The sequence below is a fragment of the Acidipropionibacterium virtanenii genome (genome assembly GCF_003325455.1).
Classification (GTDB): domain Bacteria; phylum Actinomycetota; class Actinomycetes; order Propionibacteriales; family Propionibacteriaceae; genus Acidipropionibacterium; species Acidipropionibacterium virtanenii.
This window is the reverse complement of sequence record NZ_CP025198.1, coordinates 428,450-452,878: the sequence shown is the minus strand read 5'-3', so window position 1 is coordinate 452,878 and position 24,429 is coordinate 428,450. Positions and strand designations below refer to the sequence as shown.

16 protein-coding genes are annotated in these 24,429 nt (G+C 69.5%); 10 read left to right on the top strand and 6 right to left on the bottom strand.

Translation table 11 applies throughout. The features are described 5' to 3' along the window. Positions 1-208 precede the first annotated feature (208 nt). The 3 genes from JS278_RS01945 to JS278_RS01935 all read left to right on the top strand — a co-directional run bounded on the left by JS278_RS01945 (position 209) and on the right by JS278_RS01935 (position 3,460). Positions 209-886, top strand: a complete 678-nt coding sequence (locus tag JS278_RS01945; RefSeq protein ID WP_114043727.1) for an EcsC family protein — start codon at positions 209-211, stop codon at positions 884-886. Between the two features lie 89 nt (positions 887-975). Beyond that, positions 976-2,205 (top strand): alanine racemase, encoded by a 1,230-nt coding sequence (alr, locus tag JS278_RS01940; protein ID WP_114043726.1) that lies wholly within the window; start codon positions 976-978, stop codon positions 2,203-2,205. 70 nt (positions 2,206-2,275) lie between these two features. After that, the gene (locus tag JS278_RS01935) at positions 2,276-3,460 is read left to right on the top strand and encodes a DUF4282 domain-containing protein (protein ID WP_181833801.1); all 1,185 of its coding nucleotides are present in this window, start codon (positions 2,276-2,278) and stop codon (positions 3,458-3,460) included. Positions 3,461-3,742: 282 nt separating this feature from the next. Here JS278_RS01935 and JS278_RS01930 read toward each other — a convergent pair whose 3' ends face one another. The 3 genes from JS278_RS01930 to JS278_RS01920 all read right to left on the bottom strand — a co-directional run bounded on the left by JS278_RS01930 (position 3,743) and on the right by JS278_RS01920 (position 7,444). Continuing rightward, positions 3,743-5,161, bottom strand: coding sequence for a dihydrolipoamide acetyltransferase family protein (locus JS278_RS01930; RefSeq protein ID WP_114046055.1), 1,419 nt, complete (start codon positions 5,159-5,161; stop codon positions 3,743-3,745). Between the two features lie 82 nt (positions 5,162-5,243). Further along, entirely contained in the window at positions 5,244-6,362 is a 1,119-nt protein-coding gene (locus JS278_RS01925) for an alpha-ketoacid dehydrogenase subunit beta (protein ID WP_245935169.1), read from the bottom strand. Further along, positions 6,362-7,444: a thiamine pyrophosphate-dependent enzyme gene (locus tag JS278_RS01920; RefSeq protein ID WP_114046054.1), complete on the bottom strand. Its 1,083-nt coding sequence runs from the start codon at positions 7,442-7,444 to the stop codon at positions 6,362-6,364. Before JS278_RS01920 ends, JS278_RS01925 begins: the two co-directional genes overlap by 1 nt. 296 nt (positions 7,445-7,740) lie before the next feature. Between JS278_RS01920 and JS278_RS01915 the strand changes: the two genes are divergently transcribed. Next, positions 7,741-9,462 carry an FAD-dependent oxidoreductase gene (locus JS278_RS01915; protein ID WP_181833800.1) on the top strand — a complete coding sequence of 574 codons (1,722 nt, stop codon included), beginning with the start codon at positions 7,741-7,743 and terminating at the stop codon, positions 9,460-9,462. A gap of 35 nt (positions 9,463-9,497) precedes the next feature. After that, positions 9,498-10,736 carry a TIGR04053 family radical SAM/SPASM domain-containing protein gene (locus JS278_RS01910; RefSeq protein ID WP_114043723.1) on the top strand — a complete coding sequence of 413 codons (1,239 nt, stop codon included), beginning with the start codon at positions 9,498-9,500 and terminating at the stop codon, positions 10,734-10,736. 162 nt (positions 10,737-10,898) lie between these two features. Here JS278_RS01910 and JS278_RS01905 read toward each other — a convergent pair whose 3' ends face one another. Next, positions 10,899-12,053: an ATP-binding protein gene (locus JS278_RS01905; protein WP_114043722.1), complete on the bottom strand. Its 1,155-nt coding sequence runs from the start codon at positions 12,051-12,053 to the stop codon at positions 10,899-10,901. Between the two features lie 125 nt (positions 12,054-12,178). On the opposite strand from JS278_RS01905, the gene JS278_RS01900 reads away from it, so the two are divergent. The 3 genes from JS278_RS01900 to JS278_RS01890 all read left to right on the top strand — a co-directional run bounded on the left by JS278_RS01900 (position 12,179) and on the right by JS278_RS01890 (position 19,227). Then, positions 12,179-15,292, top strand: coding sequence for an alpha-mannosidase (locus tag JS278_RS01900; protein ID WP_114043721.1), 3,114 nt, complete (start codon positions 12,179-12,181; stop codon positions 15,290-15,292). A gap of 12 nt (positions 15,293-15,304) precedes the next feature. Next, complete coding sequence (locus JS278_RS01895) at positions 15,305-16,486, top strand: glycoside hydrolase 5 family protein (protein ID WP_114043720.1); 1,182 nt, start codon at positions 15,305-15,307, stop codon at positions 16,484-16,486. Between the two features lie 197 nt (positions 16,487-16,683). Next, complete coding sequence (locus JS278_RS01890; RefSeq protein ID WP_245935167.1) at positions 16,684-19,227, top strand: glycoside hydrolase family 65 protein; 2,544 nt, start codon at positions 16,684-16,686, stop codon at positions 19,225-19,227. 101 nt (positions 19,228-19,328) lie between these two features. Here the strand turns inward: JS278_RS01890 and JS278_RS16830 are convergent, their stop codons facing one another. Beyond that, positions 19,329-20,804 (bottom strand): glutamate-cysteine ligase family protein, encoded by a 1,476-nt coding sequence (locus tag JS278_RS16830; protein ID WP_114043718.1) that lies wholly within the window; start codon positions 20,802-20,804, stop codon positions 19,329-19,331. 108 nt (positions 20,805-20,912) lie between these two features. After that, a complete protein-coding gene (locus JS278_RS01880; protein WP_114043717.1) occupies positions 20,913-21,548 on the bottom strand; it encodes a hypothetical protein in 636 nt (211 codons plus the stop codon). A 161-nt stretch (positions 21,549-21,709) separates the two neighbouring features. Between JS278_RS01880 and JS278_RS01875 the strand changes: the two genes are divergently transcribed. Beyond that, positions 21,710-23,869 (top strand): copper-transporting P-type ATPase, encoded by a 2,160-nt coding sequence (locus JS278_RS01875; RefSeq protein ID WP_114043716.1) that lies wholly within the window; start codon positions 21,710-21,712, stop codon positions 23,867-23,869. A 192-nt stretch (positions 23,870-24,061) separates the two neighbouring features. Further along, positions 24,062-24,397: a helix-turn-helix domain-containing protein gene (locus JS278_RS01870; RefSeq protein WP_114043715.1), complete on the top strand. Its 336-nt coding sequence runs from the start codon at positions 24,062-24,064 to the stop codon at positions 24,395-24,397. Positions 24,398-24,429 lie beyond the last annotated feature (32 nt).

The following is a 24,429-nucleotide window of genomic DNA, read 5'->3' as shown; positions in this document are numbered from 1 at the left end:
TCCACGGGGTATGAGTTCCGCCAGCGGACCGCCGAGGGCTGCGCTATCCGATCCGCGGACTTCACATGGCATAACTCATCGCCGCCACGCCATGGCCGACGACCCGGAGAGCGCCCTGAGGCGACGGCCGGGGTGTGGGGATGTTGCCGCTGCCTTCTAACCTTGGGAGGTGTCCTGGCCGACCGCGCCCGGACGGGAGGGGCATCGGATGGGAATCGGTAGCGATATCGGGAAGGCCCTCATGACTCAAGCGCCCAACCTCGCCCCCGGGGCCGCGGTCTCGCTGCTGCGGTCGATCCTGGGATTCGCGATCGACGGAGCCCCGAACCTGCCGGGGGCCCGCAAGGCCGCGGCGAAGACGCTGCGACGCAAGGGAGACGTCGAGAACTCGGTGAAGTACCTCGTCAATGAGCACATCGCGATGGCCGGCGCGCAGGGATTCGCCTCGAACCTGGGCGGCCTGATCACCATGGCGATCTCCATCCCCGCCAACATCTCGGGGGTCGCGATCGTCCAGACCAGGATGGTGGCCTCCATCGCCCATCTGCGCGGATACGACCTGGACGACCCGCGGGTGCGCGCCGCGGTGATGACATGCCTGCTCGGCGAGTCGGAGGTTCAGGGCCTCATCGAGAAGAAGGACCTGCCCAGCTCCCCGATGGGTATCGCGACGGCCCCGATGAACGATCCCGATCTGGAACGCACCGTGGCGCTGCGGCTGCTCAACGTCCTCATCGGACAGTCCGCCGGAAAGCAGCTGCCGCTGCTCATCGGCAAGAAGATCCCCGTACTGGGCGGCGGCATCGGCGCCACCACGGACAGCTTCACGACCTGGAACGTCTCCAAGTACGCCAGAGCCCAGTTCCCGACCCGCCGGCCCCGCTGACCCTCACCCGGCGGTCCTGACGCCGCGCGACCCGCCCTCGCACAAGCCGGCGCAGCACAAGGGGCACAGGCCGGTGGCAGGATGCTGCCATGCCGCACGTCTCCCGATCTTTTCCCCCTCCCCTCCCCTCCTCTCCCCGATGCCCCTCCCCCACCCGGCTGACCGTCGACCTGGCGGCCATCGTCTCCAACCTGCGCGAGGCCCGCAGACACGCCGGATCCCGCGACCTCCTGTTCGCGGTCAAGGCCGACGCCTACGGGCACGGGGCCGTCGAGGTGGCCCAGGAGGTGGAGCGGACCGGGGCGGCCGACTGGCTCGCGGTGGCGACGGTCGCCGAGGCCCAGGAACTGGTGGAGGCCGGCGTCGGCCTGCCGATCCTCAAGCTGTCTCCCGCCTCGCCCGAGGATCTGGGCGTCGCGGTGACCACCGGGATCCGATTGACGGTGCTGGACGCCCCGACGGTGGCCGAGGCGGATGCCGCGGCGGGCCGGGCCGGCGTCGTCACCAAGGTTCATGTCGGCGTGGACACCGGGATGGGCCGCATCGGGCTCGGTCCTGAGCGGTTCGACGAGGTGGTCCGGGCCGTCGACGAGGCGGATCATCTGGAGCTGGAGGGCGTGTTCACCCACCTGCCGATCAGCGACGTCGCCGACGGGGACGACTTCACCGTCGCCCAGATCGCACGGTTCCTGGACGCCGTGGCCCGCACTGAGGCGCGGCGGGGGCGGATCCGGCAGGTGCATATGGCCAACTCGGGAGCGATCCTGGGCCATGATCTGGGACGGACGACGATGGTGCGGGCCGGGATCGTCGGGTACGGCTACGATCCCGATCCGGCGCGCTCGACGGGCCCGGCCCCCCGCGCGCATCTGCGCCCCGCACTGCGGTGGGCGAGCAGGATCGGCTTCGTCAAGACCGTCGAGAAGGGCACCACCATCGGTTACGGACGCACCTGGGCGGCGCCTCGGCGCACCACCATCGTGACCGTGCCGGTGGGTTACGCCGACGGTTATCCCCGGCTGCTGTCCAACCGCGGCCGGGTACTGATCGGCGGCGTCGCGCATCCGGTGGTCGGGCGGGTGTGCATGGATCAGATCATGGTGGACGTGGGCGCGGACGCCGACGTGAAGGTCGGCGACGAGGTGGTGCTGCTCGGTCGGCAGGGCGACGTCGAGATCACCGCCGACGAGCTCGCCGAGCTCACCGGCACGATCAGTTACGAGATCACCTGCGGCATCTCCAAGCGCGTGGACCGTTCCTGGACGGGCGGAGGATCGGCGCCGGAGGGCGGGCGATCCGGGGACGATCAGAGACGCTGAGGGCGAGAACTCTGCGGCCCGCCCGTCGATCTACGTGCTCACTGGTCCAAGGACCGGCAGAATGGCGGGCATGACGGACGACCAGTGGAAGAACAACCCGTGGGACGAGAAGCGCGACCGCGAGACATCGAACGGAGAGCAGGACGAGTCGCTGGACAGCACGACCATCCGCCCGAGGGCTGATGCCGCACCGGACGCTGCAGGCCCGGCGGACCAGGCGGGCGGGCAGCAGGAGGGACAGAGCACGGACGCCCCGTCAGGGTCGAGCGCGTCGCCCTGGGGCGACGCGTTCCCCGGTCAGGATCAGGGGAGGCAGGATCAGGGGGGCCAGGATCAAGGGGGGCAGCCTCTGAGGGGCCAGGGCCAGCCGACCGACTCGGATCCGTGGAACCAGGCCGCCCCCGGCGCAGGGGAGCCAGGCTGGCCGAGTTGGCAGGGCGCCGGCTCCACTGCCGCCGCGAACCAGGGGCAGGATCAGTGGCAGCAGCCCGCCCAGCCGCAGGACCCGTCCCAGTCCCAGGGATCGGCCCAGTCTCAGGGATCCGCGCAGCCCGCCCAGTCCTGGCAGGGCTGGGGGTCGCCGGAGGGATCGGCCTCCTCGACCCCCTCGTCAGTGCCGTGGCAGACGGAGGAGACCCGGCCCCTTCAGGATCCCTACTCCGGAGTGAACCCCCAGCCGCCCCAGCCCGGGGCCCAGTGGGGTTCGGGCGATCCGTACGCGCAGGCATCGGCGAATCAGCCCGTGACCGGCCAGCCCGGTGGGAATCCGGCGGCGAACCAGTTCGGGCAGGCCTCGCAGTCGTCGCCGTACGGGCAGCCGAGCGCGAGCCAGCCGGCGCAGCCCCAACCGATGGGCGGCGGGTACGGTCAGCCCCCGGCCAACCAGTACGGGCAGCCGGCGCCGGGCGGTTATGGCGCACCGAACGGCGGCTTCCAGCCCCAGCCGACCGTGCCGAAGGAGCCGAACTTCTTCTCGAACCTGTTCGACATGACCTTCACCAGGTTCGTGAGCCCGACGATCATCAAGGTGGTCTACATCATCCTGATCGCCCTGGTGGCGGTGTACTGGCTCGGTGCGGTGATCGGCGGCTTCGTCGCCTCCCCGGTGCTGGGCATCGTCGCTCTGGTGATCGGCTGGATCCCGGCCCTGTTCCTCATCGCGGTGTCGCGGATGCAGTTCGAGTACATCGTGGCGCTGATCCGCACCAGCGAGTACACCCGTGACATCAAGGATCACCTCGTCACGAAAGACTGAGGCCCACGGGAACCCGGTCGGACATTCCCGGGCCGGGAGCATCCGACCGGGTTCGTGAAGCAACGTTGCATTATCTGTGGATTCGCTTTGCGTCTCTAACTCTGCGTTGGCCCTCTAGCTAGAGGGCCAACGCAGGACCACGGGGCGCATAGCCAGCGGACAGGGAAATGGGAAGCATCGGGTGTCGGACACAGACCCCACCCGCAACGCGAGGCCAGCGACACAGACCCACATTCTGCGCAAGGCCCCGCCAGGGGGTTGCAAGGGGGTCGTCCACCTGCCTCAATAAAGCAGCGCCGTGTCGGGCTCCGAGAGGATCTCGGCGACGTCGTGAAGGAAGATCGAGCCCTGCTCCCCGTCGACCAGGCGGTGGTCGAAGCCGAGGCTCATCGTGGTGACCCACCGGGGCACGATCGTCTCCTCGGCGCCCTCCCCGATCACCCAGGGACGCCGGGCGATGGTGCCGAGCACCAGCAGGGCGGACTCGGTGCGGTTGACGACGGGAGTGCCGGCGTCGAGCCCGAAGACCCCGACGTTGGAGATGGAGAAGGTGCCGCCGGAGTAGTCGGCGGGGGTGAGCCGGTCCTCCTTGGCGATCGCGATGATGCGGGTGAGCTCCTGGGCGATCTCATGGAGGTTCATGTCCTGGGCGCCGCGCAGCACCGGCACCATGAGGCCGCGAGGAGTGGCCGCCGCGATGCCGAGGTTGATGTCGCGGTTATAGACGATCTCACCGCTCTCGTCATCCCATCGGGCGTTGATGACCGGGGTGCGGGTCATCGCCAGGCAGGCGGCGCGGCACCACAGGGTCAGCGCGGAGACGCGCAGGCCCCTGAACTTGCGGTCCTTGCGCAGCTTGTCGACCAGCTCCATGCTGCGGGTCACGTCGCAGGTGATGAAGCTGGTGACCAGGGCCTTGGTGTCGATCGATTCCTTCATGGCCTGTGCGGTGACCTTGCGGACGCCCTGGATCCGGACCCTGCGCTCGGCGCCGGCCGGGTCGGTGGGATCCCCGTCCAGCAGCTTGCGCGACGCCGGGGAGATGGACCGCCAGGCCTGGGGGACGTCCTGCCCCACCGGGGCCGCAGGGGCGCTGGGGGCGGGGGTGGTGTCCCGGCCGCCGGCTGCCTGCTTGACGTCGGTGCGGGTGACCACTCCGCCGGGGCCGGTCCCGCTGACGGCGGCGAGGTCGATTCCCAGGTCCTTGGCGAGGCGCCGGGCCGGCGGCTTGGCCAGCACGTGCTCGGGGCCCTCGGTGACGTCGGCGCGAGGAGGTTCGGCGCGATGGGGTTCCGCCGCGGGGGCGGGGCTCTCCACCGCAGCGTCCTCCCCCTCACCAGCCTCAGCAGTACCGGCCGCAGTGTTGGTCTCAGCAGTGTCGGTCTGCGCGGAGACGTCCGCACCGCGGCGGCGACGACGTCGTCCCCCCTTCTCGGCCGCAATGTGGCCGACCAGCAGCTCGGGCTCGGGCTCCTCATCGCCGCCCTCGTCGATGGCCACAAGCGGCCCGCCGACCTGGACCGTGTCGCCCTCGGCGGCGCGGATCTTGGACACCGTGCCGGCGAAGGGACTCGGCAGCTCGACGATGGACTTGGCGGTCTCCACCTCGCACAGCACGTCGTTGACCTCGACGGTGTCGCCCTCGGCCACCCGCCAGGAGACCACCTCGGCCTCGGTGAGCCCTTCGCCCGGATCGGGCATGCGGTAATACTTCACGTCTGCTCCTCGCAGTTGTTCAGGTGTGCCGGGTCACCAGGCGCGCTGGATCGCCGAAGGCACTGGATCACATGGCCAGCGAACGGTCCACGGCGTCGAGGATCCGGTCGGCGTCGGGGATGTGGTTCTTCTCGGCCCGGCTGGGCGGGTAGGGGGTGTCCCATCCGGCAACCCGCAGCACCGGGGCCTCCATCACGTAGTAGAGACTCTCGCCGAGGCGGGCGGCGATCTCGGCGCCGAGCGCTCCCGACTTCGGCGCCTCATGGACGACGACGGCGCGGGTGGTCTTGCGCACCGAGGCCTCGATGGTCTCCATGTCGAGCGGTGACAGGGAGCGCAGGTCGATGACCTCCAGGGAGATCCCCTCCTCGGCGGCCGCATCGGCGGCGTCGACGCAGGTCTGGATCATCGGCCCCCAGCCGAGCACGGTGACGTCGGTGCCCGGACGCACGACCCGGGCCTGGTGCAGGCCGAGCTCGGCGACCGGGGAGACCGGCCCGCGGCTGTAGTAGCGCCGCTTGGGCTCGAAGAGGATCACCGGGTCGGGCGAGGCGATCGCCTGGCGGACCATCCAGTAGGCGTCGTCGGGGCTGGCGCAGGCGACGACCTTCAGGCCGGGGACACCGGTGTAGAAGGCCTCGGGCGACTCGGAGTGGTGCTCGGGGGATCCGACGCCGCCGCCGAACGGGATGCGGATGGTCACCGGCAGCGACCAGGCGCCGCAGACACGGGCGCGGTAGCGGGCGAGCTGGGAGACGATCTGATCGAAGGCGGGGGCGTGGAAGCCGTCGAACTGGATCTCGACGCAGGGGTGGTAGCCGCGCATCGCCAACCCGATCGCGGTGCCGACGATGCCCGACTCGGCGAGCGGGGTGTCGACGACGCGGGCCGGCCCGAACTCGGGCTTGAGGCCGTCGGTGATCCGGAAGACACCGCCGAGGGTGCCGACGTCCTCGCCCATGACGAGGGCCTTGGGGTCGCTGGCCAGGGCGTCGTGGAGCCCGGCGTTCAGCCCCTTGGCGATGGTGAGGATTCCGGTGGGCGGCAGCACGGGGGTCCGGGCGGACTCCCGGACGTCGTCCGCGGCGGCCTCGCCGTTGCGACGGGCGCTCTGCTGAACCCCTGTGCCGCGCTGCGTCCCTGTGCTGTGCTGAGTTCCTGCGCCGTGCTGGATCTGCGTGGTCATCAGTTGGCCTCCTCGGGGTCCAGGGCCAGCCATTCGGCCAGCTCCTGCTGCTCCCGCCTGATGTCGGGAGTGGGGTCGACGTAGACGCGTCCCAGTTCTTCGACGAGATCGGGTTCGGGGATGTCATCGATGGCAGCGCGCACCGAGGCGCCGAACTCGTCGGCGCGACCGTCGAGGCCGGCCAGCCAGTCGTCGTCGATGAGGTCTTCGGCGAGCAGGTGGGCCCGCAGCCGGGAGATCGGGTCGAGGGCGGCCCAGGCCTGCTCCTCGTCCTTGGTGCGGTACCGGGTGGGGTCGTCGGTGGTCGTGTGGGCGCCCATCCGGTAGGTCCAGGCCTCCACGAACGTGGGCCCCTCGCCGTTGCGGGCACGGCGCATGGCGTCGCGCAGCACCGCGGCGACGGCGATGGCGTCATTCCCGTCGACCTGGACGGCGCGCAGGCCGAAGCCGGCGGCCCGGCGGAACAGGGAGGTGCGCGCCGAGACGGTGGTGCGTTCGGATATCGCGTACTGGTTGTTGATGCAGCAGAAGACGATCGGTGCGCCGGTGGCGGCGGCGAAGACGTAGGACTCGCTGACGTCGCCCTCGCTCATGGAGCCGTCGCCGTGGAAGAGCAGGACCGCGGCGTCGGCGTCGGGGTCGTCGTGGCCGGTCATGCCGTCGCGCTGGATGCCCATCGCGTAGCCGACGCCGTGCAGGGCGCTGGATCCGATCATCACCGGGTAGGCGCTGCAGTGCGTGGCCACGGTGTCCCAGGGACAGATCGCCGAGCCTCGCCAGGTGGCGAGGATGTCGGCGACGGAGACTCCCTTCCAGTGGGTGAGGCCCTGCTCGCGGTATGTGGGGAAGACCTGGTCGTTGGGGCCGATGGCCAGCATCGCCCCGGCCTGGGTGGCCTCCTGGCCGATGAGCGGGGGCCACAGCCCGAGCTCCCCGTGGCGCTGCAGGTTGGTGCCCTCGACGTCCAGACGCCGGGCCATCACCATGCGCTCCAGGGCCTGGCGGAGCTGGTCGGGGCTCAGATCGATCGGATAGTCCGGACTGTCTTCCCTGACTCCCTCCGGCGAGAGAAGCTGAACCATCGATGGATCGGGCTGGTCCACCGGATGGGGGGTCGAGAGGGTCTCCGCTCCGGCCATGTGGGCACCTCCAAGGAGACGACATATGCGTGCAGTGAACCATTCTGCGGGACCGAGGACGGCTCCACAACCGAAACCTACGGTTCGGTAAGTTCCCTACAACCATAAACCTACGGTTCGGTAGGAATCTCACCACGGGGACGGCGGATCGCCCGTGACGCAGGGTTTCACCGGCGTTTTCCGTGGATATGCGAGCCCCGCCTGTACGGCAGCAAGGACGGTTACGTAGCCTGTCCCCCGTGCCCGACAAGTCCGTGATCGTCATCGGAGGAGGGGTGTGCGGGCTCGTCGCCGCCCACACGCTCGCGTGCGCCGGTACCCGCGTGACGCTCGTCGAGGCGTCCGACCGGGTCGGCGGCCAGGTGCGCTCCGCAGCGCTGAGCGATGCCCCGGCGACTTCCGGCAATGCGACCGGATCCGCCGAAGGCGAACAGACCGCCGGCGAGGCCGCGGTTCCTGAGCCCGACGTCATCGAACTGGGCACCGGGCGACGTCTCCCCGTCGAACCGACGGACCCTCGATCGGCCGGCCTCCGGCCCCCCGTCGTCGAACTCGGCGCCGAGGCGGTCCCGCTGCGCGCCCCCGGCGTCACCGCCCTCATCGAGGAACTCGGGCTGGCCCGCTCCATGACCCACCCGCGGTCGGGACGGTCCCTGCTGTCGAGCCGTCGCGGCGCGGTGCCGATGCCCGACGGCGTGACGCCGACCGGCCCCACCCGGCTGCTGCCCACGGTCCGCTCCCAGATCCTCTCCCCCCGCGGGCTGCTCCGCGCCGCCGCAGAGCCGCTGACCGGTCGCCGACACGTCGCCGGGGACATCAGCGTCGGGGAGTTCATCGAGTCCAGATTCGGCCCGCAGGTGGCCCGGGCCGTCGTCGATCCCCTGCTCGGAGCGATCCACGCCGCCGACATCCACCGATTCAGCCTGGCCGCCGCGGCTCCGGCGCTGGTCGAGAGCGCGGCCGAGGGGAACTCCCTCCTGCTCGACACCCTGGCACGCCAGGCCCGCCGCACAGCCGGCCGGGTCCGGGGCATGCCGGTCCGCGGCTACCGCCGCATGTCGCAGATCATGGGCCTGATGGAGGACGACCCCGAGCGGCCCGCGTCCTTGCCACCCCTGGCCTCCTGGCCCGGGGGGACCGAGACCCTGCCGAACCGTCTGGCGGCCTCGGTCCGCACCCATGGAAGAGTGCTGCTGGGCACCCGTGCCACGAGCCTCGCGCCACCCACCGTCGATCACGAGACCGGGACGACGACGTGGCGGGTCGGCATCGAGGGCGACGGGGCCGACCGGGACGGGCTCGACGGCGATGCGGCCCGGGAACTGAGCGCCGACGCCGTCATCCTGGCCACCGGATCGGCCGCCTCGGCAGCACTGCTGGCCGACGTCAGCCCCGAGGCGACCGCGATCCTGTCCGAGCTGCGTGCGGTGAGCGTCGCCACCGTCATCCTGGACCTGCCCGCCACCGGCTCCCCGGTCGACCACCCGATCGCCCGGGCGGCCAGCTGGTTCGTCGGCTCGGCCTGGTCACCGCTCATCCGGCAGGTGACGAACCTGTCCCTCAAGTGGCCGCGGACGCTCGGGCAGGAGCGGCTCGTGCTGCGGGTCGGTGCGGGCCGCGACGGCGGCAGGCCGGTGGACGGCATGGACGACGACGAACTGGTGAGCGCCGTCGTCGACGAGCTGGGCCGGCTGGGCCTGCCAGTGGCGCAGATGAACCCGCGGACTCTGGTCGGCCGCTTCCCGCACGCCATGCCACAACCCGCCCCAGGGCACAGGGACCGCATGGAATACCTTGCCGCAGCCGTGTCCGAAGTGCCCGGACTGGCTCTTGGGGGATGCGCGAGCGACGGGGCAGGGGTAGGGACCGCCATTGTCGCCGGGCGCCGTCTGGCCCGTCAGATCAGTGCTTTCCTGAGTCGCGACACGCGCGACCGGGACGAACGAGGAGGAATCCTGTGACCACCGCAACACATCCCGGAGCCGGGCGTCTTGGTATGGGGCATCCCGGCCATCCGGGACATCCGGGAGATCATCCCGGCGGTCATCCGCTGGTCCGTGAGATCAAGCACGACCTGTCCCAGAAACCCTTCATCGTCATCTGGGAGGTCACCCGTGCCTGCGCTCTGGTGTGCAAGCACTGCCGCGCCGACGCCCAGCACCACGCCGCCCCCGGCCAGCTCACCACCGCCCAGGGCAAGGACCTGATGGATCAGTTGGCGAGCTACGAGAAGCCCTACCCGATGCTGGTGCTCTCGGGCGGCGACTGCTTCGAGCGGGAGGATCTGCCCGAGCTGGTGGCCTACGGGGTGAGCAAGGGGCTGCACGTCTCGGTGTCTCCGTCGGTGACCCCGCTGTTCACCTACGACCGCATCAAGGCCCTGCAGGACGCCGGGATGTCGATGATGTCGATGTCCCTGGACGGCGGGACGGCCGCCAGCCACGACGCCTTCCGCGGCATCCCGGGCACCTTCGAGCGGACCGTCGAGGCCTGCCGGATGCTCACCGAGATGGGGATCCGGTTCCAGCTCAACACGGTGTTCACAAGCTCGAACATCCATGACGCCCCGCAGATGATGAAGAACGCCATCGATCTGGGCGCATTCATGTTCTACACATTCATGCTGGTGCCGACCGGCCGCGGCGCCCATCTGGACATGCTCTCGCCCTATGAGCGCGAGGATGTCCTGTACTGGCTGCACGACAACTCCACCCGGGTGGCGATCAAGACCACCGAGGCGCCGCAGTACCGCCGGATCGCCTTCCAGCGCCAGGCCGTCGAGCGCGGCGAGGCCCAGCCCCGTCGGCACGGGGACCTGTACCGGTGGCTGACCGATGAGACCACCAAGCTGCTGGGCGCCGATATCGAGGCGCCCCGCACGCCGCGCACTCCGCTGGCGATCAATGACGGATCGGGATTCGTCTTCGTCGACCATGTCGGCGACGTCTACCCCTCGGGCTTCCTCCCGATCCACTGCGGATCGATCAAGGAGAAGCCGTTCGCCGAGATCTACCGGGACTCTCCCGAGATGAAGGCGCTGCGCAACCCCAAGGGATTCCACGGGAAGTGCGGGGTCTGCGAGTTCAACCACTTCTGCGGCGGATCGAGGGCCACGGCCTACGCGATGACCGGGGACTTCCTGGCCTCCGACCCGACCTGTGCCCACGTCCCCGCGGGCTATGACGGCCCGCTGCCCGACGGCGTGGTGCGCGAGGGGGCCGAGCTGTTCGCCTGAGGTCCTCTCCCTGAAGACGGCCACCACACGGCCGCGTGAATATTCCCATGCGGCGGCCGTCCCGTGTCCGGGTTCAGGACGATCCCACCGCCGATGGCGATGAGTTCTGCCACAACGGCCGAGGAGTGGATAGTGCGGCCGGCGCCGCTGTGGCGGCAGAGCTCAGCGGCCAATCGTCGTCGCGTGCAGCAGATCACTCAGCGGGACAACCTCCAGCCTGTCGGCGAGGCGATAGCGCGTGGATCCGGGGTAGACGACGGCGGCCCGATCCAGTTTCAGCTGGGGATCATCGAGCGCCGCCCGCACCGATGGCGTGATGCGCGGCGCGTCGGCGCGTTTGATCTCGAACCCGATGCGCCGCCCCGAGGGCTCCTCGAGAACTAGGTCGAGCTCGGCCCCGTTGCTCGTCCGCCAGAAGTAGTGCCGCGCGTCGGGGCTTCTCCGTAAAATCTCGTCGATGACGTAGGACTCCCATGACGCACCGATCCCGAAGTGCTTCATGAGCGCTTCGCGGGTGGACACGCCCCAGAGCGCGTGAAGCAGCCCCGTGTCCCGGTAGAACACCTTGGGACGACGGACGAGCCGCTTACCTTCGTTCGCATGCCAGGGCTGAAGCTGTCTGACAAGCATCGCATCGGTCAGACCATCGAGATATCGCCGCACCGTGCTCTCACCGATCTTGAGAGCCCGGGCCACCGTGGCGGCATTCCACAGATTCGCCTGGTGGTGAGCGACGAGCATCAGGAACCGCTCGACCGTCGCTGCCGGCAACGAGAGCCCGAACTCACGCAGATCCCGGGTCGCCAGCGTTCGTATGTAGGACCGGAGCCACCGTGTCGCATCAGCATCACTGTCCGCCAGTACCGCCCGCGGATACCCGCCGCGAAGCCACACCCGATCGATGCCGTCATCAAGGTCCGCGGCTCCGAGGCCCTGCAGCTCGAGAACCTCAACTCTTCCCGCCAGCGACTCGCTCGACTGGCGCAGGGCCTCGGGCGAGGCGCTACCCAGCACGAGGAAGGTCGCAGGCCGGCCCTCCCTATCGGCCAGGACGCGGAGCACCGGGAAAAGATCCGGATGCCGCTGGACCTCATCGATGACGACGACCCCCCGCAACGACGCGAGTGCGAGCATGGGCTCGGACAGCCGGGCGAGATCAACCGGGTCCTCCAGATCGAAGTAGTTCTCACCACCCCTTGGGACGACCGTCCGTGCGAGCGTCGTCTTGCCCACTTGCCGCGCTCCGACGATGAGCACCACCGGGCTTCGTCTCAGCGCCTCGTGGAGCCCGGCCTCAGCCTGAGCCCGAAAGATCATACCGCAACAATACCATGTAATTCCACCGCTAACTGAGGGAATTACATGGTTTATCGCCTGTGCCTGACCGATCCTGGGCCGGTGCCGGAACTCATCACGCGGAGCCAGCGTGACAGGCTGATTCCATGCATGACAGCGCAGTCGTTCTCGACGCCCGGGTGCGACGCCATCTGGCCGAGAAGATCCGTCCCGCCGAGACCTCCGTCGTGTCCGCGGTGGAGGTGGCGGCGGCACCGGTGACCGACGCCGCGGACAGCCCGGACCCGTCGGCCAGGCCCGGCGTCATCGGCCAGGGAGAGCCTGTCCCACCGGTCGAAGGGCTGTCGCTCAACTACGAACCGATCGAGATCGGCGCGCCGTGGGGTCCTCCTTGGGGGACGACCTGGCTGCGGTTGCGGGGGACGGTGCCGCCAGAGGTACGGGACGAACACCTGGAGCTGATTCTCGATCTGGGCGGCGAGTACGACTCCCCAGGATTCCAGTGCGAGGGTCTGGTGTTCCGCTCCGACGGGTCGGTCATCAAGGGCCTCAACCCTCGCAACACCTGGATCCCCGTCGAGCCCGACGCCGAGGGCCGCATCGAGGTGTACGTGGAGGCGGCGTCCAACCCCGTTCTGCTGGGCTCCCCGCCCTTCCAGCCCACCGACGACGGCGACAAGCTCACCGCCTCCCATTTCCCTTACTACCGGCTGCGCCGGGCCGACCTGGTGCTCGTCCACGACGAGGTGCGCGAGCTGACCGCCGACGTCTCCACCCTGTTCGGGCTGGCCCGCGAACTGTCCGACGACTCGGAGCGGGCCTGGGAGATCCGCCGCGCACTGGACCGGGCCATGGATCGCCTGGACCTGTGGGATGTGCCGGGCACCGCTGCCGCCGCTCGAGCCCGGCTGACCCCGGTGCTGGCCCGCCCGGCCACGGCATCCGCGCAGGTCATGGGCGCCGTCGGCCACGCCCACATCGACTCCGCATGGCTGTGGCCACTGCGCGAGACCCGCCGCAAGGTGGCCCGCACCGTCGCCAACCAGCTCAACCTCATCGGCCGCCACCCCGAGCACATCTTCGCCTTTCCCGCCGCCCAGCACTGGGCCTGGCTGCAGGCCGACCATCCCGATCTCTTCGCACGGCTTCTGGACGCCGTGAGGACAGGAAACGTCGTCCCGGTCGGGGGCATGTGGGTGGAGTCGGACGCCAATCTGCCCGGCGGCGAGGCGATGTGCCGCCAGCTGCTGTACGGGCAGCGGTGGTTCATCGAGAACACCGGCCGACAATGCGAGGAAGTGTGGCTGCCGGACTCCTTCGGCTATTCCGGGGCGCTGCCCCAGCTGGCGAGACTCGCCGGAGCTCGCTGGTTCCTCACCCAGAAGATCTCCTGGAACCAGGTGGACCGCTTCCCCCACCACTCCTTCGTGTGGGAGGGCATCGACGGCACCCGGATCTTCACCCACTTCCCGCCCGCCGACACCTACGGCTCCGACCTTTCGGCCCACGACCTGGAGCACGCCCGCTCCAACTTCGCCGACAAGGGCCGGTCGAACACCTCGCTGCTGCTCTTCGGCTACGGCGACGGGGGCGGCGGGCCCACCCGCGAGATGCTCGCCCAGGCCGCCCGGACCACCGATCTCGACGGGTCCCCGAAGGTGCAGATCGAGACGCCTCAGGCCTTCTTCGCCCGGGCCGAGGCCGAGCACGAGGACCCGTCGGTGTGGGCCGGGGAGCTGTATCTGGAGCTGCACAGGGGCACCTTCACCAATCAGGCCCGGGTCAAGGCCGCCAACCGCCGCAATGAGCACCTGCTGCGCCAGGCCGAGCTGTGGTGCGCCACCGCCGCGGTGCGCGGGCTGATGGACTATCCCGGCGAGCGGCTGGCCGAGATCTGGCGCGAGGTCTGCCTCTACCAGTTCCACGACATCCTGCCGGGCACCGCGATCGCCTGGGTGTACCGGGAGGTCATCGCCGCCCACGCCGCGATCAGCGGAGAACTCGACTCGCTTGTCGACGGCGCGCAGAGCCTGCTCGCCGGATCCGGTTCACGGGCCGAGGACGAGGGAGTCTCCGAGGTGGTCTTCGACGCCTCCCCGGTGGCCAGGGCCGATACGGCGACGACGCCGATGGGCGCGGCCGTCCTGGCGCCCACCCGCGACGAGGTGACACTGATGGACGGTCCAGAGGGCGGGTTCGTCGTCGGCAACGGGCTCATCCGGCTCGCCGTCGACTCACAGGGCCGGGTGCTGAGCCTTGTCGATCACGCATCCGGACGTGACGTCGTGCCTCCCGGTGCCCTCGGCAACACCCTCGAGCTGCATCCCGATCTCCCCAACCAGTGGGACGGCTGGGACATCGACATCTTCGCCCTCGACACGACGGTTCGAGGGGACCTCGGGCCCGCCGGCGCGACGCGACGCGATGACGGCTCGGTGCAGATCAGCGCCGTCACGCAGTTCGAGCACTCCGCGGCAACCCTCGCCCTCACCGTGCGCCCCGGCGACCCGCGCCTGGGCTGCCGCATCCACGTCGACTGGCATGAGCGCGACGCCCTGCTGAAACTGTCCTGGCCTGTCGACGTCCACACCGATCACGCCAGCTATGAGATCGAGATGGGCCACATCTCCCGACCCACTCACACCAACACCTCCTGGGACGCCTACCGGTTCGAGGTGCACGCCCACCGGTGGGTCCACGTCGGCGAGCCCGGCTTCGGGGTGGCGATCGCGAACGCCCAGACCTACGGCTGGTCGGTCGACCGCCACGAACGGCCCGGCGGCGGAACCTTCTCCACGGTCCGGGCCTCCCTGCTCAAGGGCGCCCGGTACCCCGATCCACGAGCCGACGACGGGGAGCACGACTTCGCCTTCACCATCCGTCCCGGCGCCGGGATCCGGGAAGCGGTGGCCGACGGGTATGCGGCCAACCTGCCGGCCCGGATCGTTCCAGGCTGCCCGGTCGAACCACTCATCCGGGTCGCAGGCGATGTCGCCGTGGAGGCCGTGAAACTGGCCGAGGACGGTTCCGGGGACGTGGTGGTCCGCATCTACGAACCCTTCGGCACGCGGGCCTCGGCCACGCTCAGCCCGTCCTTCGAGGCCGCCGACGCCGTGGAGACCGACCTCCTGGAGGAGCCTCTGGCGGGCAACCCGGACGCCCGGGTGAGGCCCACCGCCGTCACGCGGCCCCTGGACGACGGCAGGGTGGAAATCGCGCTGCGACCCTTCCAGGTCGCCACGATCCGCTTCAGGAGGTGACAGGCTGAACCCATGAGAGTCGGCGTCAACTACACACCGAGCCAGGGCTGGTTCCACTCCTGGCTGGATCTGGACCCGGACGCGATCCGCCGGGACCTCGAGAACATCGCGGACCTCGGCCTGGATCACGTCAGGATCTTCCCGCTGTGGCCGCTCCTCCAGCCCAACCGCACCCTCATCCGGCCCCGCGGGCTCGAGGATGTGGCGACCGTCTGCCGGATCGCCGGCGAGTTCGACCTCGAGGCCAGCGTCGACGCCATCAACGGCCACCTGTCGAGCTTCGACTTCCTGCCCTCCTGGGTGGTCACCTGGCACCGGGCCAATCTGTTCACCGATCCCAGTGTCGTCGAGGGCGAGGCGGCCCTGGTGACCGCCCTGGCAGACCGGCTGCGAGAGGAGCCGAACGTCAAAGGGATCACGTTGGGCAATGAGCTTCCGCAGTTCGCCGCCTCGACTCCCGGCCACTCCCATCCGTCGGCCAGCCCGTGCACGCCCGCCGGGGCCGACGCGTGGTTCGACGCCGTGATGGGGGCCCTGGCGGACGCCTGGCCCGAGGGCCGACGCTTCTTCGGCTTCGACGACGACCTGTGGTTCGCAGACCAGCACCCCTTCACGCCGAACCACGCGGTGACCCGGGGAGACGCCACCACCGTCCACTCCTGGGTGTTCGGGCAGGTGGGGCCTCGTTTCGGGGCCCGGCACCCGGCCCTGGCGCTCTTTCCCCGCTATCTGCTCGAGCTCGCCCGGGCCTGGAGCACCGATCCCGCGAGGCCTCTGTGGCTGCAGGAGATCGGCGCTCCGCGCAGCTGCGTCCCCGACGAGGACGCAGCCGGATTCGTGGCCGGCACGATGGATGCGATCCGTGACACCCCGGGTCTGGAGGCCGTCACCTGGTGGTGCTCTCACGACGTCTCCCCCGACCTGGCAGACTTCCCGTCCCTGGAGTACAGCCTCGGTCTGTTCACCAACGACGGCGTCGCGAAACCGGAGGCCCTCCAGCTGGCCGAGTCGATCCCCGACCTCCGGGGCCAGGCACCGGCCCCCACCATCCTGGCGTCCGAGGCCCTGGAGTTCTCCGCGGACCGTTCCACCGGAGCCGGACGATCGGTGTGCTCCCCGCACGGGGATCTCTTCACCACCTGGGTCGATGAGGCTCTGGCCACCGGGCGTCCCCCGGACCTGCGGCTCGTCTGACCTCCCGTCCGGCACTTCCACGTCGCGCCAGAGTGTGAACGCAGCGCCTGAAATACCTGGCGCGCCGTGCAGACTCTGGCGCTTCGCCGGAACTCAGGGCGCCGTGATGACCGCGGCGTCGGTCCGGGAAGGGAGCAGGATAAGGGAGCAGGATGGGGACAGGGCGCCGAGGCCCGACGGCGCCGGAAGGAGGAGTCGTGACCACCAGCGAATCCAGCACCGCCGGGTCCAACGATGACCCGCTGGACCGGCTGCGCTACCCCATCGATCCCTGGGCGCTGCGCGAGACACTCCTGCCTGAGGAGAACGCCCGCAGCGCGGAGACCCTCTTCGCGGTCGGCAACGGATATCTCGGCATCCGCGGCACGTCGATCGAGGGATATGACGCCGCCACCGCGGGAACCTACGTCAACGGCTTCCACGAGACCTACCCGATTCACCATGCCGAGGAGGCCTACGGCTTCGCCCGGGTGGGCCAGGAGATGATCGCGGTCCCCGACGCCACCGTCATGCGGCTCTATGCCGGGGATGAACCGCTCCACCTCCCGGTGGCCGATCTTGAGCAGTACGAGCGGCGGCTGGATCTGCGCACCGGAGTCCTCACCAGGACCATCGTGTGGCGGGCCCCCTCGAAGGTGCGGGTGCGCGTGAGCTCTCGTCGGATGGTGAGCTTCACCCGGCCCCACCTGGCCGTGATGGAGATCGAGATCACCCCCTTGGACGGCGAGCTGGACCTCACCGTCGTCTCCACCCTGGTGAACCGCCTCGACGCGCAGACGGCGCTGGCCGAGGGGGCGATGGAGGGCGGCCAGGCACTGGACACGCCACTGCAGGCCGAGCTGGAGTCTCACATCCCGGATCCACGGAAGAGTTCGAAACTGGGATCCCACGTCCTGGAGTCCACCCATGTCGGCACCGAGGGCTCCTGCACCTCGCTGGGCTATCGGGTTGCGGCCTCGGGAATGACGCTGGCAGTCGGCGTCGACCACGACGTCAGCTCCGACGACGAGGTCCGCCAGTATCAGGACGTCTCCCCCGACGTCTCCTCCCGGGAGTTCCGCACCCGCGCGAGGGCGGGCTCGACGCTGCGGATCGTCAAGTACGCCGCTTACCACACGTCGCGGTCCTCGCCCTCCAGCGAGCTGGCCCAGCGCTGCCGGCGCACCATCGGCGACGCGCGGGCGGCCGGCCTCGACACGCTGCTGGCCGAGCAACGCGCCTGGTGCGACGGCTTCTGGGCGCGCAGCGACGTCGAGGTGGCGGGCCGGCCCGAACTGCAGCAGGCGATCCGGTTCAACCTCTTCCACGTCGCCCAGGCCACGATGTGCGGCGGTGGGCACGGCATCCCGGCCAAGGGCCTGACCGGCAACGGGTACTCGGGGCACTACTTCTGGGACGGGGAGGTCTACGTCCTGCCCTTCCTCTCCTACACCACCCCCGAGGTGTCCCGCTCGGCGCTGCGCTTCCGATGCACCATGCTGCCGGCGGCTCGCCGCCGGGCCCATGAGATCAATATGACCGGGGCGCTCTTCCCCTGGCGCACCATCAATGGCCATGAGGCCTCGGGGAATTACGCTCAAGGCACGGCTCAGTATCACATCGACGCCGATATCTCCTACGCATTGATGCTGTACGTCCGCACCACCGGTGACCATGATTTCCTCACCCGCGGCGCCATCGACATCCTGGTGGAGACCGCGCGGATGTGGGCCGATCTGGGCTTCTTCCGCTCCGACGGGCAGGAGGCCTTCCACATCCACGGGGTGACGGGGCCCGACGAGTACACCACCGTCGTCGACGACAACCTGTACACCAACATCATGGCCCGCGGGAACCTCCGTGACGCCGTGGCAGCGGTGCGCTCCCTCCAGGCGCAGGCACCCGAGCGGTACGCCCGGATGGTCGATCGGGTCGGCCTGGACCCCTCGGAGGTGGACCTCTGGGAACGGGCCGCCGAGGCGATGGCGATCCCCTACGACGAGAAGCTGCAGGTACACCCCCAGGACGACCGGTTCCTCACCAAGGAGGTGTGGGATCTTCCCCACACACCGCCCTCGGATTTCCCTCTGCTGCTGCATTATCATCCGCTGATGATCTATCGATTCCAGGTGATCAAACAGACCGACGTCGTCCTGGCGGAACTCCTGCACTCCAGCGAGTTCGCCGCCGACGAGAAGGCCCGCGACTTCCACTACTACGAGCCGCTGACCACAGGGGACTCGAGCCTGTCGGCGGTGGCCGAGGCGATCATGGCGGCCGAGGTGGGTCATCCCCGGGACGCCGTGCGGCACTTCCAGGACCTGCTCTTCGTCGATCTGGCCGACACCCACCACAACACCGACGACGGCATCCACATCGCCTCGGCCGGAGGGGTGTGGAGTGCGCTGATCTACGGGTTCGGCGGGCTGCGCGACGATCCGGGCGGCGGGCGCGTCCGCCTCGATCCACGGCTTCCCTCCGACTGGGAGGGACTCACCTTCCGCATCACCGTGCGTGGCACCCGGGTCCGGGTGGAACTGGCCGGCGGGCGGATCACACTGAGCGTCGAGGAGGGCCCGGGGACACGGCTGGTGGTCTGCGGCAGCGGCTACGACGTCTCCCCCGGAGCGCCGGTCACGATCCGGGCGACGCCGCACGAGGACCTGGGCCCGATGCCCACCCTCGACGACATCGTCGGGCAGGAACGCGCCGACGGCACGATCATCACACCGCGGCTCCCCAGCCATTCGGCGCACCACTAGTCAACAGGTGCGTAGTCAACAGGTGCGGCGGTGACCGGCGTGGAAACTGCCCCACGACCGGAGGAGGGAAACCGTCCAACGGGTCGAGCGGCGTCAACCCCTCAGATCTGCCAGGTGTGCACCGGTTTCCCGGTCACCTGGTTCTGGCGGTAACGCCGGGTCATCTCGGCCAGCGCCTCCTCGCGCCCCATCCACACGCTCTCCAGCTCCTCGACCATCCGGCGCTGCCAGGCGGCCCCGTTGTGCCCGGTGCGCGCCCGGGCCTCGATCACCGACAGGTACCGGTCGATGAGATCCTCGTCGACTCCCTGGATCACCAGGCCCTCCCGCGCCAGCGGGATGAGCACCTCCCCGACCAGCTCGGTCACCGGGACGGCGCCCAGACCCGGCCACACCACGTCGGCGTTGAGCCCCTCCTTGGCACAGGCCTGGAAGTTGGCACGGGCGTCGGCGAAGGGCATCCGCGACCACAGCGGCCGCGGGTCGTGGACAAGCCGGCCGACCAGGCCGTAGAAGAAGGCGGCGTCCGAGATCTGATCGATGACCGTCGGTGCGGTGGGCAGCAGACGGTTCTCGATCCGCAGGTTCGGACGGCCTCCCGAGCCCGGGTCGTAGACCGGCCGGTTCCAGCGCCAGATGGTGCCGTTGTGGAGCACCAGCTCATGCAGCTTCGGCGCGGCACCCTCAGTGAGCAGAGCCTGCCCGGCGGCCTGCCGGGATTCGGGGAGGATCGCCGGGAAGTACCGGACGTTCTCCTCCCACAGATCGAAGACGGTGTTGATCCACCGCTCCCCGAACCACACCCTCGGTCGGACCTTCTGGTTGGCGAACTCGGGCGGCCGGGTGTCGGTGGCCTGGGTGAAGACCGGGATCCGGTTCTCCATCCAGCCGGCACTTCCCAGGAAGAACGGAGAGTTGGCCGCCACCGCGATCTGAGGTCCGGCGATCGCCTGGGCCGCGTTCCAGGCGACGGCGAACTGGGAGGGCGACACCTGAAGGTGGAGCTGGGCGGAGGTGCAGGCCGATTCTGGGGCGATGGAGCCGATGGTGAGATCGATCTCGTCGTCCCCCTGGATGTGGATGTGGATGTCCTCACCGCGAGCCTCGAGGATCGCGTTGTTCAGGGCCTTGTAGCGGTTCTCCGGGTTGCGCCAGCCCTCGGAGCGCAGGTCGGCCTCGGTGAGAGTGGGCAGCATCCCCACCGGCACGAGTTCGATACCGACCTTCTCGACGGCCAGGCGGGCGTCGCGCAGACGTTGGCGCGCGGCGTCCTCCAGATCCCCCAGCCCGTGGCCGGCGACCGGGACCGCGGGCAGGTTCAGCTCGATGTTGTGAGCTCCGATCTCGGTCTGGAACTCATCGTTGCCGATGGCCCCGAGCGCGTCGAGGGCGCGGCGCACCGGGTGACCGTCGGCGTCGGTGAGGTTGATCTCCATCTCGATGCCGATCGTCGCGTCGTCCGAGAAATCCGCGCGAGGAAGGTAACGGGCGAAGGTCTCCAGATTCTCGTGCAGTTTGAGCCGGTACCGCGTCCGTTCGGAGCGGGTGTATGTGGTGGAGCTCGTGTCTCGTCCCATTGCACCACAGTGACACGGCAGGAGGCCCCGAGCCAGACTCCTGAGCGGATTGTCCGAGCCGTGGTCGTGGAGTCCGGCGTCTCTGACGCCCCGGAGCCCGCGCGCCGGTCACCGGGCGGTGCCCCCGGTGTTCGGGTACTCGAACCGGTACACCGCGTCATTCTCGGAGATGTCGGTGAGTCGGCCACGGGCGTCGCGAAGCCACCAGGTGCCCGAACCGTCCTGGAAGGTGAGTTCGACGTACGGCCGGGCGTCCATGTGATTGAGCGCCTCCTGTTTGAGCCGCCAGTCCTGCCAGGCCTGCACCGCGCGCCAGTTGAACTCGACGAGGACGAGCGGCCCGTCGGTGGGCGGGAGCAGGAACTCCCAGTCCGCATAGAGCGGCCGCTTCGGGGGGTTGACGCCGTCGGGCACCTCCCCCTCGCGGGGCCGGCGGCCGAGGATGAATCCGAGGCGGACGGCGTAGACGGGGGCGTTGGAGAGGTTCTGGAGCTTCACGACCAGCCGGACCCGGTTCGGATCGGAACCGGTCGGGCCGGAACCGTGCGAGCCCGGGCGGAGGTGCTCGGCCCAGGCGTTGATCTGCTCTGCCTGGGCACGACGCCGGTCCTCGTGACGCTCGGCGTCGCCGGCCTGCTCGATGCCCAGCGCCTTGTAGGCGTAGAAGCCGGCGAAGACCGCGGCCACCGTCGCTGCGACCGTGGCGACCGCCGAGATCCAATCGGCCAATGATCCCGGATCCATGCCCGTCAATCTATCCACCGGCAGGTCTCGGCCCCGGGCCCGACGACGGGACGGTGGGTCAGGGTGATCCGGGCGTCACGGTGATCCGGGCCCTGTACAGCGTGACGCGCCCTTTCCTATACCCCTATGGGGTATTAGAGTGAGGAGTCGAGGAGTGAACGATGAATCCGAACAGAGACAACGTCACCACCGAGTCGACCGTCTACACCTGCCCCATGCATCCGGAGATCCGGCAGGACCATCCGGGAAGCTGCCCCAAGTGCGGCATGGCGCTGGAACCCGTGCGCGCCACCGAGGATGCCGGCCCGAACCCCGAGCTGGCCGATATGAGGCGCCGGTTCTGGGTCTCGTCGGCGTTCGCGCTGCCGGTGCTCATCCTGTCGATGATCTTCCCGATGGTTCCCGGCCTGCGCGACCTCATCCCGGTCGTCGTCTCCCAGGTGATCCAGTTCGTGCTCGCCAGCGTTGTCGTACTGTGGGCCGCGAAACCGTTCTTCCAGCGGGGCTGGGCCTCGCTGCGGAACCGCTCGCTCAACATGTTCACACTCATCGCGATGGGCGTGGGAGCGGCCTATCTGTACAGCCTCGTCGCGCTCGTCGCGCCCGGGGTGTTCCCCGAGTCCATGCGGACCGACGGGCGGGTCGAGGTCTACTTCGAGGCGGCGTCGGTGATCGTCGCCCTCGTCGCACTGGGCCAGGTGCTCGAGCTGCGCGCCCGCGACCGCACCTCCGGGGCCATCCGCGCCCTGATGGATCTTGCGCCCGCGACCGCGCTGCGCATCGACGCGGACGGCCACGACAAGGAGATTCCTCTCGACCAGGTGGAGGTCTCAGACCTGCTGCGGGTGCGCCCAGGAGACAAGGTGCCGGTCGACGGCACCGTGACCGACGGGTCGAGCTCGGTCGACGAGTCGATGGTCACCGGGGAGTCCCTGCCGGTGGCCAAGCAGGTCGGGGACGATGTGGTCGGCGGCACCGTCAACGGATCCGGATCGGTCGTGGTGCGCGCCGAGAAGCTCGGCGCCGATTCCGTGCTGGCCCGCATCGTCGACATGGTCGCCGGCGCACAGCGTTCGCGTGCGCCCATCCAGTCACTGGTCGACCGGGTCTCGGCGGTCTTCGTGCCCGCGGTGATCGGAGTAGCCGTCGCCGCCTTCATCATCTGGCTACTGGTGGGGCCCGAGCCCCGCCTGGCCCATGCGCTGGTCGTGGCGGTATCCGTGCTCATCGTCGCCTGCCCCTGCGCGCTGGGGCTGGCCACCCCGATGTCGGTCATGGTGGGTGTCGGGCGGGGCGCCCGGGAGGGCGTCCTCATCCGCGACGCCGAGGCCCTGGAGACGATGGAGAAGGTCGACACCGTGGTCGTCGACAAGACCGGGACCCTCACCGAGGGGCGTCCGGCCGTCACCACTGTCATCACTGCCGGCGGTCTGAGCGAGGACGACGCCCTGCGCTACGCCGCCGCCGTGGAGCGCTCCTCGGAGCACCCCCTCGCGGCCGCCGTGGTGTCCGCCGCACAGGATTCCGAACTGGCGATCCCGGCCGCCTCCGGATTCTCCTCGGAGGCCGGCGGGGGTGTGAGCGCCACCGTCGAGGGACGCCAGGTCCGGGTCGGCAGCGCCGACTACGTGGTGGCGAGTCAGGACGACGGAGCCTCCCGGGACGGTGGGGGCATCCGGGAGCGCGTGGAGGCGCTGCGGGCCAAGGGCGCGACCGTCGTCCTCCTGTCGCTGGACGATTCCCTGGTGGCGGCCCTGGCGATCTCCGATCCGGTCAAGGAGACCAGCGCCCGGGCGGTGGCCGAACTGCGCGGGCAGGGGCTGCACGTCGTGATGCTCACCGGTGACAACCGGACCACGGCTCAGGCGGTCGCCGATCAGTTGGGGATCGATGAGGTGCATGCCGAGGTGCGTCCCGAGGACAAGCACGAGGCGGTGACCCGATTGATGGACCAGGGACGCCGCGTCGCGATGGCCGGCGACGGCGTCAACGACGCTCCCGCGCTGGCCGCGGCGACCGTCGGGCTGGCGATGGGAACCGGTACCGACGTCGCCATGCAGAGCGCCGGAATCACGCTGCCCTCCGGGGATCTCAACGGCATCGTCCGGGCACGCGCGCTGTCGCGCGCCACCATGCGAAATATCCATCAGAACCTGGTCTTCGCCTTCATCTACAACGCGATCGGGATTCCGATCGCCGCCGGAGTGCTGTACCCGGTCTTGGGGATGCTGCTCTCGCCGATGCTGGCCGCCCTGGCGATGGCCCTGTCGAGCGTCAGCGTCATCTCCAACGCGTCCCGGCTGCGCCTGATGCGGTTCTGACTGAGTATCGGATCGGGTAGCCGAGCGGTGCCCCGGCATTCCAGCACGACCCCCGGCGTCTGGGACAGAATCGCAACAGAACCGAGCGGGTCTCGCTGGATCGCACGGAGGCTGTGCGGCAGCGAACACCCTGCGAGCTTCACGGCGGGGCCAGACTTTCGATTTTGGAAACATCCGCGTAGCCTTGTGGCCATGGAAGCAATCGGCGAGCGTGTCCGTCAGCGCATCAGGCACACGCGGATGACCCAGGCCGAGGTGGCCAGGCAGTCGGAGCTGTCCGAATCGCAGCTGTCGAAGTCATTGGCCGGCAGTCGTCAGTTCTCGGCGCCTGAACTCGTACGGATCGCGCATGCTCTGGGCGTCTCCCTCCACTGGCTGGCGACCGGAGAGCCCGATCCGATGGAGATCCGGATCGCCGCCCGGCATGACTTCGATGGCTTCAGCCGCAGTTACACGGCCCGCAATTCCGAGGGCGATCAACAGACCCTGCAAGACATCGCGCTGCTCTATCGTCAGGCCTACCGGTGACACCCCGTCATGACATCAAGGGCCTCAGCGCT

What these genes read in the sequence shown, in the direction of transcription:
- JS278_RS01930 (WP_114046055.1), bottom strand. Translation starts at nt 5,161, where the DNA reads ATGCCCGATCCGGGCGAAGGGCTCACCGAGGCCGAGGTGGTCTCCTGG.
- JS278_RS01935 (WP_181833801.1), top strand. Translation starts at nt 2,276, where the DNA reads ATGACGGACGACCAGTGGAAGAACAACCCGTGGGACGAGAAGCGCGAC.
- alr (WP_114043726.1), top strand. Translation starts at nt 976, where the DNA reads ATGCCGCACGTCTCCCGATCTTTTCCCCCTCCCCTCCCCTCCTCTCCC.
- JS278_RS01880 (WP_114043717.1), bottom strand. Translation starts at nt 21,548, where the DNA reads ATGGATCCGGGATCATTGGCCGATTGGATCTCGGCGGTCGCCACGGTC.
- JS278_RS01875 (WP_114043716.1), top strand. Translation starts at nt 21,710, where the DNA reads ATGAATCCGAACAGAGACAACGTCACCACCGAGTCGACCGTCTACACC.
- JS278_RS01900 (WP_114043721.1), top strand. Translation starts at nt 12,179, where the DNA reads ATGCATGACAGCGCAGTCGTTCTCGACGCCCGGGTGCGACGCCATCTG.
- JS278_RS01925 (WP_245935169.1), bottom strand. Translation starts at nt 6,362, where the DNA reads ATGACCACGCAGATCCAGCACGGCGCAGGAACTCAGCACAGCACAGGG.
- JS278_RS01895 (WP_114043720.1), top strand. Translation starts at nt 15,305, where the DNA reads ATGAGAGTCGGCGTCAACTACACACCGAGCCAGGGCTGGTTCCACTCC.
- JS278_RS16830 (WP_114043718.1), bottom strand. Translation starts at nt 20,804, where the DNA reads ATGGGACGAGACACGAGCTCCACCACATACACCCGCTCCGAACGGACG.
- JS278_RS01870 (WP_114043715.1), top strand. Translation starts at nt 24,062, where the DNA reads ATGGAAGCAATCGGCGAGCGTGTCCGTCAGCGCATCAGGCACACGCGG.
- JS278_RS01905 (WP_114043722.1), bottom strand. Translation starts at nt 12,053, where the DNA reads ATGATCTTTCGGGCTCAGGCTGAGGCCGGGCTCCACGAGGCGCTGAGA.
- JS278_RS01910 (WP_114043723.1), top strand. Translation starts at nt 9,498, where the DNA reads ATGGGGCATCCCGGCCATCCGGGACATCCGGGAGATCATCCCGGCGGT.
- JS278_RS01920 (WP_114046054.1), bottom strand. Translation starts at nt 7,444, where the DNA reads ATGGTTCAGCTTCTCTCGCCGGAGGGAGTCAGGGAAGACAGTCCGGAC.
- JS278_RS01945 (WP_114043727.1), top strand. Translation starts at nt 209, where the DNA reads ATGGGAATCGGTAGCGATATCGGGAAGGCCCTCATGACTCAAGCGCCC.